Source organism: Pannonibacter sp. Q-1 (assembly GCF_054073275.1).
Genome location: NZ_JBSXNB010000006.1, coordinates 147,036 through 164,038, shown reverse-complemented (window position 1 = coordinate 164,038; position 17,003 = coordinate 147,036). Strand labels below are relative to the sequence as shown.

The 17,003-nt window shown below is 64.1% G+C and carries 16 protein-coding genes and 1 other RNA gene; 7 read left to right on the top strand and 10 right to left on the bottom strand.

Features of this window, described 5'->3' with window-relative positions; genetic code table 11:
- Window positions 1-300 precede the first annotated feature (300 nt).
- From ACVNHC_RS17830 to tkt, 10 genes are all read right to left on the bottom strand, one after another.
- Complete coding sequence (locus tag ACVNHC_RS17830) at window positions 301-1,332, bottom strand: peptidoglycan -binding protein (protein ID WP_457168418.1); 1,032 nt, start codon at window positions 1,330-1,332, stop codon at window positions 301-303.
- A gap of 3 nt (window positions 1,333-1,335) precedes the next feature.
- Entirely contained in the window at window positions 1,336-2,328 is a 993-nt protein-coding gene (locus ACVNHC_RS17825) for a flagellar motor protein MotA (protein ID WP_457168416.1), read from the bottom strand.
- 450 nt (window positions 2,329-2,778) lie between these two features.
- A complete protein-coding gene (locus ACVNHC_RS17820) occupies window positions 2,779-3,573 on the bottom strand; it encodes an inositol monophosphatase family protein (protein ID WP_050472459.1) in 795 nt (264 codons plus the stop codon).
- 81 nt (window positions 3,574-3,654) lie between these two features.
- Window positions 3,655-4,218, bottom strand: a complete 564-nt coding sequence (gene efp, locus ACVNHC_RS17815; RefSeq protein WP_019965123.1) for an elongation factor P — start codon at window positions 4,216-4,218, stop codon at window positions 3,655-3,657.
- Between the two features lie 143 nt (window positions 4,219-4,361).
- Window positions 4,362-5,657 (bottom strand): tetratricopeptide repeat protein, encoded by a 1,296-nt coding sequence (locus ACVNHC_RS17810; RefSeq protein ID WP_457168413.1) that lies wholly within the window; start codon window positions 5,655-5,657, stop codon window positions 4,362-4,364.
- On the bottom strand, window positions 5,654-6,298 hold the full coding sequence (locus ACVNHC_RS17805; protein WP_457168411.1) for a thiamine phosphate synthase: 645 nt from the start codon (window positions 6,296-6,298) through the stop codon (window positions 5,654-5,656). Before ACVNHC_RS17805 ends, ACVNHC_RS17810 begins: the two co-directional genes overlap by 4 nt.
- 458 nt (window positions 6,299-6,756) lie before the next feature.
- Window positions 6,757-7,824: a class II fructose-bisphosphate aldolase gene (gene fba / locus ACVNHC_RS17800; RefSeq protein ID WP_457168409.1), complete on the bottom strand. Its 1,068-nt coding sequence runs from the start codon at window positions 7,822-7,824 to the stop codon at window positions 6,757-6,759.
- Window positions 7,825-8,203: 379 nt separating this feature from the next.
- On the bottom strand, window positions 8,204-9,397 hold the full coding sequence (locus tag ACVNHC_RS17795; protein WP_457168407.1) for a phosphoglycerate kinase: 1,194 nt from the start codon (window positions 9,395-9,397) through the stop codon (window positions 8,204-8,206).
- A gap of 162 nt (window positions 9,398-9,559) precedes the next feature.
- Window positions 9,560-10,570, bottom strand: a complete 1,011-nt coding sequence (gap, locus tag ACVNHC_RS17790; RefSeq protein WP_058898781.1) for a type I glyceraldehyde-3-phosphate dehydrogenase — start codon at window positions 10,568-10,570, stop codon at window positions 9,560-9,562.
- Window positions 10,571-10,759: 189 nt separating this feature from the next.
- The gene (gene tkt / locus ACVNHC_RS17785; RefSeq protein WP_457168405.1) at window positions 10,760-12,748 is read right to left on the bottom strand and encodes a transketolase; all 1,989 of its coding nucleotides are present in this window, start codon (window positions 12,746-12,748) and stop codon (window positions 10,760-10,762) included.
- A gap of 440 nt (window positions 12,749-13,188) precedes the next feature.
- On the opposite strand from tkt, the gene ACVNHC_RS17780 reads away from it, so the two are divergent.
- From ACVNHC_RS17780 to ACVNHC_RS17750, 7 genes are all read left to right on the top strand, one after another.
- Complete coding sequence (locus tag ACVNHC_RS17780; RefSeq protein WP_050472465.1) at window positions 13,189-13,485, top strand: DUF4164 domain-containing protein; 297 nt, start codon at window positions 13,189-13,191, stop codon at window positions 13,483-13,485.
- Window positions 13,486-13,491: 6 nt separating this feature from the next.
- A complete protein-coding gene (locus tag ACVNHC_RS17775) occupies window positions 13,492-13,863 on the top strand; it encodes a cell division protein ZapA (RefSeq protein WP_019965113.1) in 372 nt (123 codons plus the stop codon).
- A 78-nt stretch (window positions 13,864-13,941) separates the two neighbouring features.
- A non-coding RNA gene (gene ssrS, locus ACVNHC_RS17770) (6S RNA) lies at window positions 13,942-14,098 on the top strand.
- A 102-nt stretch (window positions 14,099-14,200) separates the two neighbouring features.
- Window positions 14,201-14,812 (top strand): 5-formyltetrahydrofolate cyclo-ligase, encoded by a 612-nt coding sequence (locus tag ACVNHC_RS17765; protein WP_457168402.1) that lies wholly within the window; start codon window positions 14,201-14,203, stop codon window positions 14,810-14,812.
- The gene (locus ACVNHC_RS17760) at window positions 14,809-15,630 is read left to right on the top strand and encodes a TIGR00282 family metallophosphoesterase (RefSeq protein ID WP_050472467.1); all 822 of its coding nucleotides are present in this window, start codon (window positions 14,809-14,811) and stop codon (window positions 15,628-15,630) included. The genes ACVNHC_RS17765 and ACVNHC_RS17760 overlap by 4 nt, the downstream gene beginning before the upstream one ends.
- A 262-nt stretch (window positions 15,631-15,892) precedes the next feature.
- Window positions 15,893-16,639 carry a YebC/PmpR family DNA-binding transcriptional regulator gene (locus tag ACVNHC_RS17755; RefSeq protein WP_058898784.1) on the top strand — a complete coding sequence of 249 codons (747 nt, stop codon included), beginning with the start codon at window positions 15,893-15,895 and terminating at the stop codon, window positions 16,637-16,639.
- A 63-nt stretch (window positions 16,640-16,702) separates the two neighbouring features.
- The gene (locus tag ACVNHC_RS17750) at window positions 16,703-17,002 is read left to right on the top strand and encodes a MazG-like family protein (RefSeq protein ID WP_050472469.1); all 300 of its coding nucleotides are present in this window, start codon (window positions 16,703-16,705) and stop codon (window positions 17,000-17,002) included.
- Window position 17,003: the final 1 nt, after the last annotated feature.

The following is a 17,003-nucleotide window of genomic DNA, read 5'->3' as shown; positions in this document are numbered from 1 at the left end:
GGGGCGGCCTTTGTTGTTGGGGGGGATCATGCCACGGTCTGGATCAATGCGATGCCGGATGGCTCCACACTCCCGGCGTCGCCCCGGACGCAGCGGAGCGGAGATCCGGGGCCTACTCGTTCGCAGAGCGGTGAGGGTGAGGCGAGGGGCTGAGATACGCACCAGAAAGCCTCGGTTGCCGCGCTTCCTCAGACAAAGGCCTCTCTCTGCAAGCGAGTGGTCCCCGGCTCGCGCTGCGCTTGGCCGGGGTGACTCAGTGCCTGATTGCGTGCTCGGTGCCGAAGCGGCAGGGGCGGCCTCTCACCGTTCCGTCAGCTTCAGCTCGATGCGGCGGTTGCGGGCGTTGATCTCGGGGGTGTTGCCGGGCTCCAGAGGCTGGAACTCGCCGAAGCCTGCGGCGACCAGATGCTTGGGGTCGACGCCCTTGCTGATCAGGTAGCGCACCACCGAGGTGGCGCGGGCTGAGGACAGCTCCCAGTTATCGCGCAGGCGCCCCGTGCCGGACAGCGGCACTGCATCGGTGTGGCCGTCAACGCGCAGCACCCACTGGATCTCGCTCGGGATCTGCCCCTCAAGCTCCAGCAGCGCCTCGGCCAGCTTGTCCAGTTCCACCCGGCCATTGGGGTTGATTTCGTCGGAGCCGGAGGGGAACAGCACTTCCGACTGGAAGACGAAGCGGTCGCCCACCACGCGGATATCGGAGCGCTGGGACAGAAGCTCGCGCAGGCGGCCGAAGAAGTCGGAGCGGTAGCGGTTCAGCTCCTGCACGCGCTGCACCAGCGCTGCATTGAGCCGCTGGCCAAGGCTGGCGATGCGGGCCTGGCTTTCGTTTTCCTTGGCCTCGGAAGCCTCCAGCGCCGCATTGGCGGCGGCCAGCTGGCGGCGCAGGGCGGCGATCTGCTGGTTCAGCAGCTCCACCTGCGCCAGCGCGCGCTGGCTGACCTGCCGCTCCTCGTTGAGGGTGCCCTCGAGGGCTGCTAGCTCGCCGCCGGCGCTGGCGGCGGCGCCCTCGCGGTCAGACAGCAGGCCGGAGAGCCTGTCGCGCTCACTGGTGGCGGCGCCGAGGCTGGCCTGCAGGGTGGCGACGGTTGTTTCCAGATCGCGCTTGGAAGCCCGTTCCAGCGACAAAAGCTCGGTCAGCTCGCTGATCTGGGCATTGAGGCGGTTCAGCACCGAATCGCGGCCCGACAGCTGCTGGCTGAGCACGAACTGGGCGATGACGAAGATCGACAGCAGGAAGATGAGCACCAGCAGCAGCGTGGTCAGCGCATCCACGAAGCTCGGCCAGTAGTCGATGTCCTGATTGCGCCTGCGGCCGCGAAACCCCGCCATGGATCACTCCTTGGCGCGGTCAAAGGCCGCTGCGATGGAGGAGAGGAGGTTCTCCACCCGCTTCTGCTGGGCGCTCTGGGTGTCGGCCCATTCGCGCATCATCTGCTGCTCGGAGCGCACGTGCTTGACGAGGCCCTGGATGCCTTCGGCAAGGTTCGCCATGGCCTGATTGGCGGCCTTGCTGCCGCCTTCCTCCACCGCGCGCTGCAGCCGCTCGATCGCCAGTTGCAGCTTGTCTGTATCGGGTGCCGCAGCAACGGGTGCACGCGCCTCTTCCTGCTCGATCTCGGTGACGGTGGACAGCCAGTCTTCCAGCTCCGTGTAGAAGCGGTTCTGCGCCTGTCCGGCCTGAAGATCGAGAAAGCCGAGAACCAGCGAGCCGGTGAGGCCGAAGAGCGAGGACGAGAAGGCCGTGCCCATGCCGGAAAGCGGCGCCTGCAGGCCTGCCTTCAGGTCCTCGAAGATGACGCCCGTATCGCCGGACACCACATCCAGCGACTGGATGGTGGAGCCGACGGCACTCACCGTCTGCAGCAGGCCCCAGAAGGTGCCGAGCAGGCCGAGGAACACGAGCAGGCCGGTCATGTAGCGGGCAATCTCGCGCGATTCATCAAGGCGCATGCCGATGGAATCGAGAATCGAGCGTGAGGTGGTCGGCGTCAGCGCCATTTCGCCCACCTTGTTGCCCAGCAGCGAGGCCATCGGTGCCAGCAGCACCGGCGGACGGCGCACTTCGATGCCCGGATCCCCGATGCGGAAGCTGTTGACCCAGGCGATCTCGGGGAACAGCCGCACGACGCGGGCAAACGTCAGCATGATGCCGAACAGGCCGGTGAGCACGATCATCCCGTTGAGGCCGGGATTGCTCATGAAGGCCGTGGCGATCTGCTGGTTCAGGATGAAGGCGACGAAGGCAACGATCACCAGGAAGATGATCATGAACGAGAGATACGCCTTGGGACTGGACAGGCTGTAGGGATCGAAATCGCGTGCCATGAACCGTCGAGCTTCCGCCTGTTGCTGTTGGCACCAGTGATAGCGCGATTTACCGTTTGTTGAAAACCGTTAATCGCGCGTTAGCAAAAGCTTAATTGAAAAGCAGAAGGCCGGAGAGCGGTTTTGCTCTCCGGCCTGTAACGGATGAATCCCGGGTTCTCGGGCGTTCCAGGGGGCTTCCCTTTGCAAGGCCAAGCCTCTCCGTCTTCGTCCTGCCATGGCTTGACCATGGCATCCACCCCGTGAGCTTCCCGCTCTATAAGCCTGACAGTATGCCTGCCCATTGCCGCCGAAGGCCGGGAGAGACAAGGGCATGGATGCCATGGTCAAGCCATGGCAAGACGGAGGAAGATTGCAGGGACAGGAAGAAAAACAGCGCAGAAGCACAAGGCTTCTGCGCTGCGTGTTCATGCCGGGCGGGCGCGCGGGTATCCGCAAACGCCTGCTGTGTTACTCGGCTGCGCTCTTCAGCAGCTTCTGCAGCTGGGCCTTGATGAACTCGTTGCCCGCGACGACCGAGCCGGTCTCCAGCATCGTGTCCTTGCCGTCAATGTCGCTGACATAGCCGCCGGCTTCACGGATCAGAAGGATGCCGGCTGCAATGTCCCAGGGGTTCAGGCTGTGCTCCCAGAAGCCGTCGAGGCGGCCCGAGGCGACATAGGCAAGGTCGAGCGCGGCAGCGCCGATGCGGCGGACACCGGCGACTTCCGGCATCACGTAGCGCAGTTCCTTGAGGGCACGGCCATGGTCGCCACGGCCGAGGAACGGCAGGCCGGTGCCGATCAGGCTGTCCGGCAGGGCGGTACGGGCGGCAACGCGCAGGCGCCGGTCATTGACGAAGGCGCCACGGCCGCGCTCGGCCGTGTAAAGCTCGTCCATCACCGGATTGAAGATGACACCGGCAACGATCTGGCCCTGGCGCTCCAGCGCGATGGAAATGGCGAAGACCGGAATGCCGTGCAGGAAATTGGTGGTGCCGTCGAGCGGGTCGACGATCCAGCGGTGCTGGCCGTCTTCGCCGGCCGTCTCGCCGGATTCTTCCATCAGCAGGCCATAGGTGGGCCGTGCCTTGGTCAGTTCGGCGCGGATGATCTCTTCGGCGCGGCGGTCGGCGGCGGAGACGAAGTCGCCGGGGCCCTTGCGCGAGACCTGAAGGTTTTCGACTTCGCCGAAGTCACGCACGAGCGAACGTCCGGCCTTCATTGCTGCCTGGACCATTACGTTGAGGATTGCTGTACGTGCCATGATCTGTCTTGCCGGGTCTGTAGAATGGGGAGCCCGGCACCCCACGGGGGGCGCCGGGCGGAAGGGTTTTCAGAAGCAGGATCAGTCCGCGCGGCGGACGTATTCGACCGTGCCGGTGTCGACGATGATCTTTTCGCCAGCGGTGATGAACGGCGGCACGAGCACGCGCACGCCGTTTTCCAGAATGGCCGGCTTGTAGGACGAGGACTGGGTCTGGCCCTTCACCACGGCATCGGCCTCGGTGATCTGCAGGGTGACGAACTGCGGCAGGGTGATGCCGATCGGCTTCTCTTCGTGCAGTTCCACGGTCACCATCATGCCGTCCTGCAGGAAGGCGGCGCGGTCACCGACGAAGTCCTTCTGCAGCTCAAGCTGCTCGTAGGTTTCGGTGTCCATGAAGATCAGGACGTCTTCCTGGATGTAGAGGAACTGGAAGTCCTTCTGCTCCAGACGGACGCGCTCGACCTTGTCTTCCGAACGGAAGCGCTCGTTCAGCTTGCGGCCGTCGATGAGGTTCTTCATTTCCACCTGGGCGAACGCGCCACCCTTGCCGGGCTTGACGTGGTCCACCTTGACGACCGCCCAGAGCGTCTCCTGATGCTGGAGAACATTGCCGGGCTTGATCTCGTTACCGTTGATCTTCATGAAACGACCGATTGATTAGGGCGTGAAACCTGACGGTGCATCCACGCTCTGCCGGATAAGGACGGCGAGCGGGCACCAATGACGCGCCTGTCCAACACAAAACGGGCGCAAATTCAAGGAAAAACCTGCAAAGCGGTTACTTGTCAGGGGGTGGCCCTGGCCGGATCCAGCGGTTTGGGGATCAGCGTGGCGGTCAAGGTGCCTGCGCGTTCCATGGCCTTGGTCACGGTTTCCTGGTCCAGCGATCCCACGTAACCATCCAGCTCCAGATCGGAAAGGCCAAGCGCGCGCGCCACATAGTGCCAGGCGGCGGCCTCGGTCTGATCGACGGGCCGTCCACGGCCGAAGGCATAGACGCGGGCGAGCCGGTTCATGCCCACCGGATTTCCGGCCCGCGCGGCCCGCTCGAACCAGTCTGCAGCATCCGCCTCGTCCGGTTCCACGCCGCGCCCCTGAAAGCGCAGGATGCCGTAGTAAACCTGTGCCGAGGTATGGCCGCGCCGGGCAGCCCGGCCCAGCCAGTTGGCGCCCTTGATCGGGTCGCGCACTTTCTCGCCGCCTTCCAGGAACTGGAGGCCGAGGGCATATTGCGCTTCCACGTCATCCTTTTCGGCGGCCTGCAGCAGCAGCTGGGAGGCGCGCTCCTCGTCATAGGGACGGCCTTCGCCTTCCTGATAGAGGATTGCCAGATTGTAGATGGCGCCCGGGATGCCCGCATCAGCGGCTTTCTGGAAGAGATCGGCCGCTCTTTTCTTGTCGGCCTCAACCCCTTCGCCCAGCAGATACATCTGCCCCAGCCGGTAGGCCGCATTGGGGTCGCCGGAGGTGCTGGCGACCTGATACCAGTCCGCAGCCTTCTTCCAGTCCCGTGCCACGCCAAGGCCGGTTTCATGCATCACGCCCAGCAGGGTCTGCGCGGCACGGTCACCTTCCTCAGCCAGCGGGGTGGCAACGGCAAGCGCCGTCAGATACCAGCCGCGCTGGAAGACGCCATAGGCGAAATCGGCATCAATCGGCTCGCCCGGTTCCATCAGCGGCGGACCCGCCTCAAGCAGGCTGACAAGCGGCTCCGGCTCATAGCGGGCAAGGGCACGCGCGGCTGCATCGGCTTCGGTGGCCGTCTCTGCAGCCGCGCCTTCAGCGGCATCCTGTGCCGCAGAAGGCTGGGCCGATGCTGCCTCGCCTGCCGGGGTTCCTGCTGCCGGGGTTTCGGCAGTTGGCGGCGCGGCCTGCTCCTGAGCCGGGGCTGCGGGCGTTGCCGGAGTCGCCGTCTGGGCAAGGCTGCTGCCTGTGGCTGCGCAGAGCGCAGCCAGCGCCAGACCTGCCAAAGCCAGACCCGGTGCGCCGGGCCTCAGGCCACGGCGCAGGGGCGGGCGGGCAGATGCCTCCGCCGTTTCGGGGAACTGGCTTCCGGTCAGGGTCCGGCGCGGCAGGGTCATTCCTCGTCCTCTTCAAACGGGTGCTGATCGAGAATCGCATTGGCAAGGCGCACGGCTTGCGCCGGGCCTTCCGGATGCTGCCAGATGGCATCCTTCAGGGCAACGAAGTCCGCCTTGGTGTCCGCCGTTTCGCCGAGGGTGGCCAGATCATTGCCGCCCAGGGCAACGCAGGGGGTGGAGAACAGCTCCGCCCACCATTCGGCGCGCTCCAGCGTCTTGGCATGGGCGCCGGGCTGCTCCTCAAGGTCCAGCCGGCCGAAGAACAGATAGTCCACGCCGCTTTCGGCGATTTCCATTTCCTCGTGCTTCATCTTGGTGCCGCCCGCGCCGACAATGCGCGCCGGCTGCAGGCTTTCCATCGCCAGCTTGATGTCCTCGAAGGAGCTGTCGATATGGGCGCCGTCTGCACCCGTGCGGCCGGTCACCTGCGTGTCGCGGTAGATCAGCGCGGCCGCTTCCGCCTTCTGGATCATGGGCACCAGCTTTGCAGCCGTGTCCTGCAGCGCCTTGGCGGTCGCCTCGGGCTGATAGATGAGGACGCAGGCCACATCCCCGCCCGAAAGCGCCGCTTCAAGGCGCGGGGCAAAGGCTTCGAGGTCAAAGGTGGGCGGCGTAACCAGATAAAGGCGCGGGCGGTTCAAGGCGGTATCCGTCTGTTCGGCCCGGCATGCGGGCACATGGTACATACCTATGTCCCTAAAGACGGCAAAAGCACGACGCAAGCGCAGAGATGGGTGCAGAAGCTTTGCGCGGCGGAATGTTGCGGGTGAGGGGACGATACCAGCAGGAGATTGATACGCTGCCTGGTTATTTACTCAGGCGGTCGCCCCGGACGAGAGCGAAGCGGAGATCCGGGGCCTACTCGTTTCCAGATCGGTGAGAGCTGTTTCCCGTGTTGAGACTTGGATGCTGTTGCCTGCCCCTGCTGCGCCTCTGGAAACAACGGCATCTCTCTGCAAGCGAGTAGGCCCCGGGTCTGCACTGCGTTCCGCCCGGGGCGACCGCTGGGGAGGCCGGAGAGGTGGCGGAACTGCCGGCAGCAAAAAGGCCGGAGCGATGCCCCGGCCTTGGTTTGATCCTTGAGTAAGGTTCGAAAGCCTTACGAGATCTTCGGGTCCAGCGCGCCGGACTTGTAGCGGGCGGCCATTTCCGGGAGGGTGAGGACGCGCTTGATCTTGGAGGCCTGACCGGCGGTGTTGAAGGCCTCCAGACGCTCCTTGCAGAGCTTGGTCATGGCATCGCGGGCGGGCTTGAGATACTTGCGCGGATCGAACTCGCCCGGGTTCTCGGCAAGGATCTTGCGGATCTGGCCGGTCATCGCCATGCGGTTGTCGGTGTCGATGTTGATCTTGCGCACGCCGTTCTTGATGCCGCGCTGGATTTCTTCCACCGGTACGCCCCAGGTCTGGGGCATCTTGCCGCCGTACTGGTTGATGATGTCCTGCAGGTCCTGCGGCACCGAGGAAGAGCCGTGCATCACCAGATGGGTTTCCGGCAGGCGGCGGTGGATTTCCTCGATCACGTGCATGGCAAGGATCGCGCCGTCCGGCTTGCGGGTGAACTTGTAGGCGCCGTGGCTGGTGCCCATGGCGATGGCCAGCGCGTCAACCTTGGTCTCGCGCACGAACTTCACCGCTTCTTCCGGGTCGGTCAGCAGCTGGTCGTGGCTCAGCTGGCCTTCGGCGCCATGGCCGTCTTCCGCTTCGCCCATGCCGCTTTCGAGGCTGCCGAGCACGCCCAGCTCGCCCTCGACGGAGATGCCGCCCAGATGGGACATGTCCGTCACGGCCTTGGTGACGCCGACGTTATAGGCCCAGTCAGCCGGGGTCTTGCCGTCGGCCTTCAGCGAGCCGTCCATCATCACCGAGGTGAAGCCGGCCTGGATGGCGGTCATGCAGGTAGCCGGTTCGTTGCCATGGTCGAGATGCACGCAGACGGGGATGTGCGGATAGATTTCCGTCACCGCGTCCATCATGTGCTTCAGCATGACGTCATGGGCATAGGACCGGGCGCCGCGCGATGCCTGGATGATGACCGGGGAATCGGTCGTATCGGCCGCTTCCATGATGGAGAGCGCCTGTTCCATGTTGTTGATGTTGAAGGCCGGAACGCCATAATCGTGTTCCGCGGCATGATCGAGCAATTGACGAAGTGTAATGCGTGCCATCGAATCTCTCCTGTTCCAGATCCGCAAGGAACCTTGACCCGGCTCCGGACCTGCCTGCTCAAACACTGCGCGTGGTCCGCCTGTTCCATTGGTCTTGCCAATTGAACGAAGCGTTTTCCCGCGCTGGCCGTGCAACGGCGGCGTGGGCCGCAGATAAGTTTCGCACTGCGACAAAACCGTGGCCGTTCTAACAAAATCCAGCGGTTTGGGAAGATGGGGCCGCTGCCCATAAATCAATTTAAATGCCGGTAAACGCAGGAAAATTCGAACATTTTTAATTTGATGCCCGAATTAAATAGGTGCCTTGCAAGGCCTGCAGGCGGGAGGCGGCTCGCCAATACTGGACCGGCGCGCCGCAAGACTTGATGAACTGTCAGGCTCAGGCCTGCAGGGCCGTTACGCCCGGCAGATCCTTGCCTTCCAGCCACTCGAGGAACGCCCCGCCAGCGGTGGAGACATAGGAGAAGTCACCGGCTGCGCCTGCGTGGTTGAGAGCAGCCACCGTGTCACCGCCGCCAGCGACGGACAGCAGCTTGCCGTCCTTGGTGCGGCTGGCCGCATGCTGGGCAGCGGCGACGGTTGCCTTGTCGAAGGGCTCGATCTCGAAGGCGCCGAGCGGGCCGTTCCACACCAGGGTGGAAGCGCCGTCGATCTTGGCCTTCACCGTCTCGATGGAGGCAGCGCCCACATCCAGCATCATGGCATCGGCGGGAATCGCGTCGAGGCTGACGGTCTCGTTGGCAGCGCCTGCCTTGAACTCGCGGGCGACGACTGCGTCCACCGGCAGCACGATCTCGCAGCCGGCCTTTTCGGCGGCTGCCATGATCTTCAGCGCGGTCGGGGCAAGGTCATGTTCGCACAGGGACTTGCCGACATTGACGCCCTTGGCGGCGAGGAAGGTGTTGGCCATGCCGCCGCCGATGACGAGCATGTCCACGCGGCTGACGAGGTTTTCCAGAAGGTCGATCTTGGAAGACACCTTTGCACCGCCGACAACGGCCAGAACCGGGCGCTTGGGCGCGCCAAGAGCTGCACCAAGCGCTTCCAGCTCGGCCTGCATGGAGCGGCCGGCATAGGCTGGCAACAGACGGGCAAGGCCTTCGGTGGAGGCATGGGCGCGGTGGGCGGCGGAGAAGGCATCGTTCACATAGAGGTCGCCATTGGCAGCCAGAGCGGCGGTGAAGTCGGCGCCGTTCTTTTCCTCGTCCTTGTGGAAGCGGGTGTTCTCCAGCAGCAGCACGTCGCCGTCCTGCATGGCGGCAACAGCACCGGCCGCAGCCTCGCCAATGCAGTCGGCGCAGAAGGCGACGGGGCGGCCGATGACGGCAGCAACAGCCGGGGCCACCGGCGCAAGGCTCATGTCCGCAACCACTTCACCCTTCGGGCGGCCGAAGTGGGCCAGCAGGATAACCTTGGCACCCTTGTCCGACAGCTCGCGGATGGTGGGGGCGACGGCGCGGATGCGGGTGTCGTCGGTGATCTTGCCGTCCTTCATGGGGACGTTGAGGTCCACACGCACGAGGGCGCGCTTGCCTGCAGGTTCCTGAATATCGCCGATGGTCTTGAAGGACATGGATCTCATCCTTGAAAGTTGCGCACCGCACCGGGGCGCTTGAACTGGAGGCGCTGGCCTGCGGATCACGGGGGAGGCCGGATCGCGGCAGGCCACCGGGGCGTTGCCCCCGCCAGAAGGAAAAAGGGCGGGCACCGGGCCCGCCCTTCAGTCAGTGATGCATCAGATGTGCTTGGCGAGTGCCACAGCGGTGTCCGACATGCGGTTGGAGAAGCCCCACTCGTTGTCGTACCAGCTCATGATGCGCACCAGCGTGCCGTCCATGACCTTGGTCTGGTCCATGTGGAAGATCGAGGAGTGGCTGTCATGGTTGAAGTCCATGGACACCAGCGGCTCGTCGGTGAAGCCGAGGATGCCCTTCAGCTTGCCGTTGGCAGCGTCGCGGATGGCGCTGTTGATCTCTTCCACGGTGGTGGAACGCTTGGCGATGAACTTGAAGTCCACCACGGAGACGTTCGGGGTCGGCACGCGCACGGACACGCCGTCCAGCTTGCCGTTCAGCTCCGGTAGCACGAGGCCCACGGCCTTGGCGGCGCCGGTCGAGGTCGGGATCATGGACATGGCTGCAGCGCGGGCGCGGTACAGGTCCTTGTGCATGGTGTCCAGCGTCGGCTGGTCGCCGGTGTAGGAGTGGATCGTGGTCATAAAGCCCTTCTCGATGCCGATGGCGGCATTGAGGACATAGGCAACCGGAGCCAGGCAGTTCGTGGTGCACGAAGCGTTGGAGACGACCAGATCGGCAGCCGTCAGGGCATCGTGGTTCACGCCGTAAACGATCGTCTTGTCAGCGCCGTTGGACGGAGCGGAGACGAGAACGCGCTTGGCGCCAGCGGCGAGGTGCGCTTCAGCCTTCGGCTTGTCGGTGAAGATGCCGGTGCATTCCATGGCGATGTCGACGCCCAGCTCGCCGTGCGGCAGCTCCTTCGGGTCGCGGATCGCGGTCACCTTGATCGGCTTGCCGCCGTTGATGCGGATGCTGTCGCCTTCCACGGCGACGGTCGCCGGGAACTTGCCATGTACCGAATCATGACGCAGCAGATGCGCGTTGGTCTCCACCGGGCCGAGGTCGTTGATGGATACGACTTCGATGTCGGTGCGGCCGGACTCGACGATCGCGCGCAGCACGTTGCGGCCGATGCGGCCAAATCCATTGATCGAAACCTTGGTCACCATGTGAATAACTCCCATACATGCGTGGCGCCGTTATGGAGGACGCCTTTCGCCAGCCCAGACCGGGCCGGCCTTGCGAAAGGGCAGGAGAGGGCCTGCCCGGGCTCAGGAGCCCCCGCCGGACGGCGGAGGCGAGAGTTCTGGTGTCTTCCGGCGGCAGCCAGGCCCATGGCCCGCTGTACTGGAGCCGGATCAGGCGCCGAGGCGCGCCTTGGCAGCGTCCACAACCGCCGTATCGGTGATGCCGAAGTGGGCGTAGAGCTCCTTGTAGGGGCCCGATGCGCCGAAGCCGTGCATGCCGACGAAGATGCCGTCGTTGCCGATGAAGCGGTCCCAGCCGAGGCGGATGCCGCTCTCGACCGCGATCTTCACCTTCGAGTTGCCGATGACGGAGGCCTTGTAGTCGTCCGACTGGGCTTCGAACAGCTCGAAGCACGGCACGGAGACGACGCGGGCAGGGATGCCGTCAGCCATCAGCTTCTCGCGGGCGTTCATGGCGATCTCGACTTCCGAGCCGGAGGCGAAGATCGTCACATCCGCTGCTTCTTCGCTGCCCGCCAGTTCATAGGCGCCGCGTGCGGAGAGGTTCTCTTCCTCGAAGGTCTTGCGCTGCGAGGGCAGGGCCTGACGGGTGAGGGCGAGAACCGAGGGGGTCTTGTCGGCGGTCAGTGCAATCTGCCAGCACTCCAGCGTCTCGGTCACATCGGCCGGGCGCAGGAAGTAGAGGTTCGGGATGGCGCGCAGGGCGGCGTAATGCTCCACCGGCTGATGGGTGGGGCCGTCTTCGCCAAGGCCGATGGAATCGTGGGTCATCACGTGGATGACGCGCTGTTCCATCAGGGCGGCAAGGCGCAGGGCCGGGCGGCAGTAGTCCGAGAACACCAGGAAGGTGCCGGAATAGGGGATGACACCGCCGTGAAGGGCCATGCCGTTCATGGCAGCGGCCATGCCGTGCTCGCGGATGCCCCAGTGCATGTAACGGCCGGAGAAGTCATCCGGCGTCACGGCCTTGGTCTGCGGGGTCTTGGTGTTGTTGGAGCCGGTGAGGTCGGCCGAGCCGCCGATCGTCTCCGGGATCACCTCGTTGACCACGTTCAGCACATGCTCGGAGGCCTGACGGGTGGCGAGCGAGGGCTGCTCTTCGAACAGCTTGCGCTTGTAGGTCAGCATCGCTTCATCGAAGCCGGCCGGCAGGTCGCCACGGTTGCGGCGCTCGAATTCGGCGCGGGTCTCGGCATCCTTGGCGGCGAAGCGCTTTTCCCAGCTCTTGTGTGCATGGGCAGAACGCAGGCCGGCGATGCGCCAGGCGTCCAGCACGTCGCTCGGCACGACGAAGGGCTCGTGGCTCCAGTTCAGCGCCTTGCGGGTGGCGGCGATTTCATCCGCGCCCAGCGGCGAGCCATGCACCTTGTTGGTGCCGGCCTTGGTCGGAGCGCCGAAACCGATCACGGTCTTGGCGGCGATCAGCGTCGGCTTGTCGCTCTCCTGCGCCTTGCGCAGGGCATTGGCGATGGCTTCCGGATCATGGCCGTCGACGCGGCTGGTGGCCCAGCCGGAGGCCTCGAAACGGGCGATCTGGTCGGTGGAATCGGTCACATCGATCTTGCCGTCGATGGAGATGTTGTTGTCATCCCAGATGACGATCAGCTTGTTCAGCTTCAGGTGGCCGGCGAGCGTCAGGGCTTCCTGGCTGATGCCTTCCATGAGGCAGCCGTCACCGGCCAGAACATAGGTGTAGTGGTCGACGATATCCTCGCCGAAACGGGCCGCCTGCAGCTTCTCGGCAATGGCCATGCCGACAGCGTTGGCAAGGCCCTGGCCCAGCGGGCCGGTGGTCGTCTCGATGCCGGCGCCATGGCCGAATTCCGGATGGCCGGCCGTGCGGGCGCCGATCTGACGGAAATTCTTCAGCTGATCGAGTGAGAAATCCTCATATCCGAGCAGGTAGAGCGCGGAATAGAGCAGCATGGAGCCGTGACCGGCGGACAGCACGAAGCGGTCGCGGTCGGCCCAGTGCGGGGCGGTGGGGTTGAACTTCAGGAACTGCGTAAACAGGACCGTGGCGATGTCGGCGGTGCCCATCGGAAGGCCGGGATGGCCCGATTTGGCCTTTTCGACCGCGTCCATGGAGAGGAAGCGGATCGCATTCGCCATGCGGTGATGCTTTTCAAGATCAGTCATGTTCATCCCGTTGCTACATGCGGCAGGCCGCAGGGCTACCTGAGAATCTGTTTTCCTGGTGCCGGAGAGGTGAGGATCGGCCTTTTGCCATCTCCCATGCCCTCGCCAGCCCTGCAGGGAGCCCGACAAATAACAGGAACCCTAGTGGTGTCAACAAAGGCCGCACTTGCATGAAATGACGGGATGGCGGGGGAGAAACGCCGCAGAGCCGAATGCCGCCATTGACGGCGCTTTTAACGATTGCTTAATCTTTATGCCGCGAAGGCGGTCCGGGCGAATTCCGTTAAGTGTGGTCATCCGGTTATTGCCGCCTGCTCGCAATTTGCTTTAGTTTTTGCGGCGGGCCATATGTGTCACGCCAGCGGGCGCTGGTGGTCTACGCTCAGGAAATACCCCTACGCAGGGTCCTGAAGGCGGATTTTGAAAGTGGATGCGGTTTGATGGCAGAATTGGGCTCAGGTCATAGCCAGTCTCTGGATGCTGCCTTGACGCGCCTTGCGACTGCCATTTCCCATCTGGAAACGTCGGTTGGCCGGCGGCTGGATGGCGACCACTCTCTCAACGCCCTGCATGACGACATTCAACGCCTCGGCGAGGACCGCTCGCAACTGGCCATGAACTTGGACAAGGCCGAGGCCCGGGCGCAGAGCCTGGAAGACGCCAACCGCGAAGTGTCCCGCCGCCTCGTTTCCGCCATGGAGACGATCCGCTCCGTTCTCGAAGCACACGGAGGCTGAGGGCGGATGGCGCAGATTTCCGTCACCATCAACGGCAGGGCCTTCCGGATGGCCTGCGACGACGGCGAGGAGGACCGGCTGATCGGTCTTGCCGAGCGGTTTGATGGCTGCATCAACCAGCTGCGCGGCAGTTTCGGAGAAATCGGCGACCAGCGGCTGACCGTCATGGCCGGCATCATGGTGATTGACGAATTGGTCGAGCTGGAAAAGCGCGTGCAGCAGCTGGAGCAGGAGCTTTCCATGGTGCGCGACGCGCGTCAGGCGGCGCTCGAGCATATCAACCGCAATGAGGCCACTGTCGTGCTGCGCATCGACGAGGCCGCCCGCAAGATCGAGGCGCTGGCCGAAGGCCTGACCCGCAGCCTCAAGACTGATTGATGCGGGTTCCTGCGGGGGAAGATGGTTCCTGCGCTGCGAAGGGCTTTCAAATGCAGCGCTCTGGCTCTATATCTGGTTCAGCAGCTGCGCTTCCCGTCAGGAAACATTATCCCCGGGGCCTTACGCATTCCCTAGGGAGCTGTCCCTGATCCGGCCCCTGGGCTGGAACACACGGCGCCCACCTACACTGTAGGTTTCCCGGGATTGCAATTCCAACGGTCGCCGTGGCTGCACTTTACCATTCTTCTGAGGGCCGGATCTGCGGCCCGCCGCTGCCTGAAAAGGTGCGCCGGATGGCAGTCCCACCGATTGCCGGACCGGTTCCCAGCGAGGTTCGATGCCCGCCACTGACACCCGCAACGCTCTCACCGATCTTGTTCAGGCCAAACAACAGATCCGCGCCGGGGCGCTGGCGCGCCGTGCGGCGATGACGGCTGTGGAGCGGATCGAGGGCTCCCTTGCCCTGACCGCTCACGTGGACGGGCTGAACCTGAAGCCCGGCGAAACCGTCTCCGGCTTCTGGCCGATTCGCGACGAGATCGATCCGCGGCCGCTGATGCATGAACTGGCATCCCGTGGCCATCCTCTCTGCCTGCCCGTTGTCGCAAGGCCGCATCTGCTGTTCCGCAAGCTGGACCGGGAAACGAAACTGGTGTCCGCCGGTTTCGGCACGAGCGTGCCTGAGGAAGCGTCTCCTCTCATGCGCCCGGATGTGATGCTGGTGCCGCTGGCAGCCTTTGATGCGCGCGGCGGGCGGCTGGGCTACGGCAAGGGGCACTACGACACGGCGATTGCGGCGCTGGAGAAAGACGGCCCGATCCTGCGCATCGGGCTTGCCTTTTGCGTCCAGGAAGTGGATCAGGTGCCCACAGAACCGCATGACCAGCTTCTCCACGGCATCCTGACTGAAACCGGGCTGCGCTGGTTTCACACACGAGAGGACCGATGAAGCTTCTGTTTCTGGGTGATCTGGTCGGCCGGGCCGGCCGCACCGCTGCCATTGAGGCTCTGCCGGGCCTGATCGAGGAAAACGGCCTCGATTTCGTCGTTGTGAATGGCGAGAATTCTGCCTCCGGCTTCGGCATCACCGAGCAGATCCTTCAGGATGTGGTGGATGCGGGCGCCGATGTGGTCACCACCGGCAACCATGTCTGGGACCAGCGCGAAACCCTCGTCTATATCGACCGGCAGCCGCGCCTGCTGCGTCCGGTGAATTTCCCGGCCGGAACGCCGGGACGCGGCGTCAACATCTACTCTGCCCGCAACGGTGCGCAGGTAGCGGTCGTCAACGTCATGGGCCGCGTCTACATGGACCCGCTGGATGATCCCTTCGCCGCCGTGGAGCGGGCGATTGCCGATTGTCCGCTCGGCCATGTGGTGGATGCCATCATCATCGACATGCATGCGGAAGCCACCAGCGAAAAGCAGGCGATGGGCCACTTTCTCGATGGCCGCGTCAGCCTTGTGGTTGGCACGCACACGCATGTGCCGACGGCCGATCACCAGATCCTGCCGGGCGGCACGGCCTATATGTCCGACGCGGGCATGTGCGGCGATTATGACAGCGTGCTGGGCATGGAAAAGGAAGAGCCGGTGCAGCGTTTCCTGCGCAAGGTGCCCTCCAGCCGCTTCACCCCTGCGCTGGGCGAGGCGACGGTCTGCGGCGTGGCGGTGGAAACCGATGACCGCACGGGCCTTGCCGTTGCCGTCGCGCCTCTGCGTCTGGGCGGGCGTCTGGAGCCGGTGATCCCGCACTTCTGGCGCTGACACCAACTCTCGATGGAAATGTCTCACCGGGAGTTGGCCAAGCCCGTGCGGCGCTTGAGCAATTTCGAGGCATGATGCGTCAGCATCTCTGTGCCTTGGCATGACAACAGTGCAGATCCGGTCCTCCGTGCGCAAGAGAAGCGGCGTGGTGTCTGGATTTTACCCGCGTCATTGCCTATAAGGCTGCCCATTCTTCATGCGCCGGAGCATTGTCTGGTCCTGACGGGCCTTGGCTCCGGCCGTCTCAACTGCCGGGAAGACCATGGCCGGACATTCACAGTTCAAGAACATCATGCATCGCAAGGGCCGCCAGGACGCTGCCCGGTCGAAGCTTTTCTCCAAATTGTCGAAGGAAATCACCGTTGCTGCCAAGCACGGCGATCCGGACCCCGCCTCCAACCCGCGCCTGCGCCTTGCCGTCCAGAACGCCAAGGCCCAGTCGATGCCCAAGGACAACATCCAGCGGGCCATCAACAAGTCGCAGAGCGGTGACGCTGAGTCCTACGACGAAATCCGCTACGAGGGCTACGGCCCCGGCGGCGTTGCCGTCATCGTTGAGGCGCTGACCGACAATCGTAACCGCACCGCTTCCAACGTGCGTTCCTATTTCACCAAGTGCGGCGGCGCCATGGGCGAAACCGGCTCGGTGTCCTTCATGTTCGACAAGGTCGGCGAGATCATCTACCCGGCCAAGGCCGGTGGTGCCGAGGCGGTTCTGGAAGCTGCCATCGAGGCGGGCGCCGAAGACGTTCAGTCGGATGAAGACAACCACGTCATCATCTGTGCCTTCGAGGATCTGGGCGATGTGTCCAAGGCCCTGGAAGGGACCCTGGGCGAGCCGGAATCGGTCAAGATCATCTGGAAGCCGCAGAATCTGACGCCGGTGGATGCCGACAAGGCCCAGACGCTGATGAAGCTCGTCAACATGCTGGAAGATGACGATGACGTGCAGAACGTCTACGCCAACTTCGACATTGACGAGGAAACCATGGCGAGCCTTGCAGGCTGAAGGCCGGATCAAGCCCTTCATGGCGCCGGTCCATCCGGCGCCATTTTTCTTTGGAGTCCCATCTTGCAGGAAATCTTCCGTCTCAGCCGTCTCGACCCGAAGACACTGCAGGAGCGCACCCTGAAGCTGAGCGAGGAAGCCGGCGAGGTGGCGCAGGCGGTTCTATCTGCCACTGGCGCGCCGGGGTCTGCCTACAAGGGGCTGACGCTGGAAGATGTGCGCGAAGAGGCCGTGGATGCGGCCATTGTCGCTCTCGCCATCCTGGCGCAGGCCTGCCCCGACGAAGAAACCTTCCACGCCGAATGGCAGCGCCTTGTCAGCGGCAAATGCGCCAAGTGGCTGGGATCTCTGCCGCAGGAGTAAT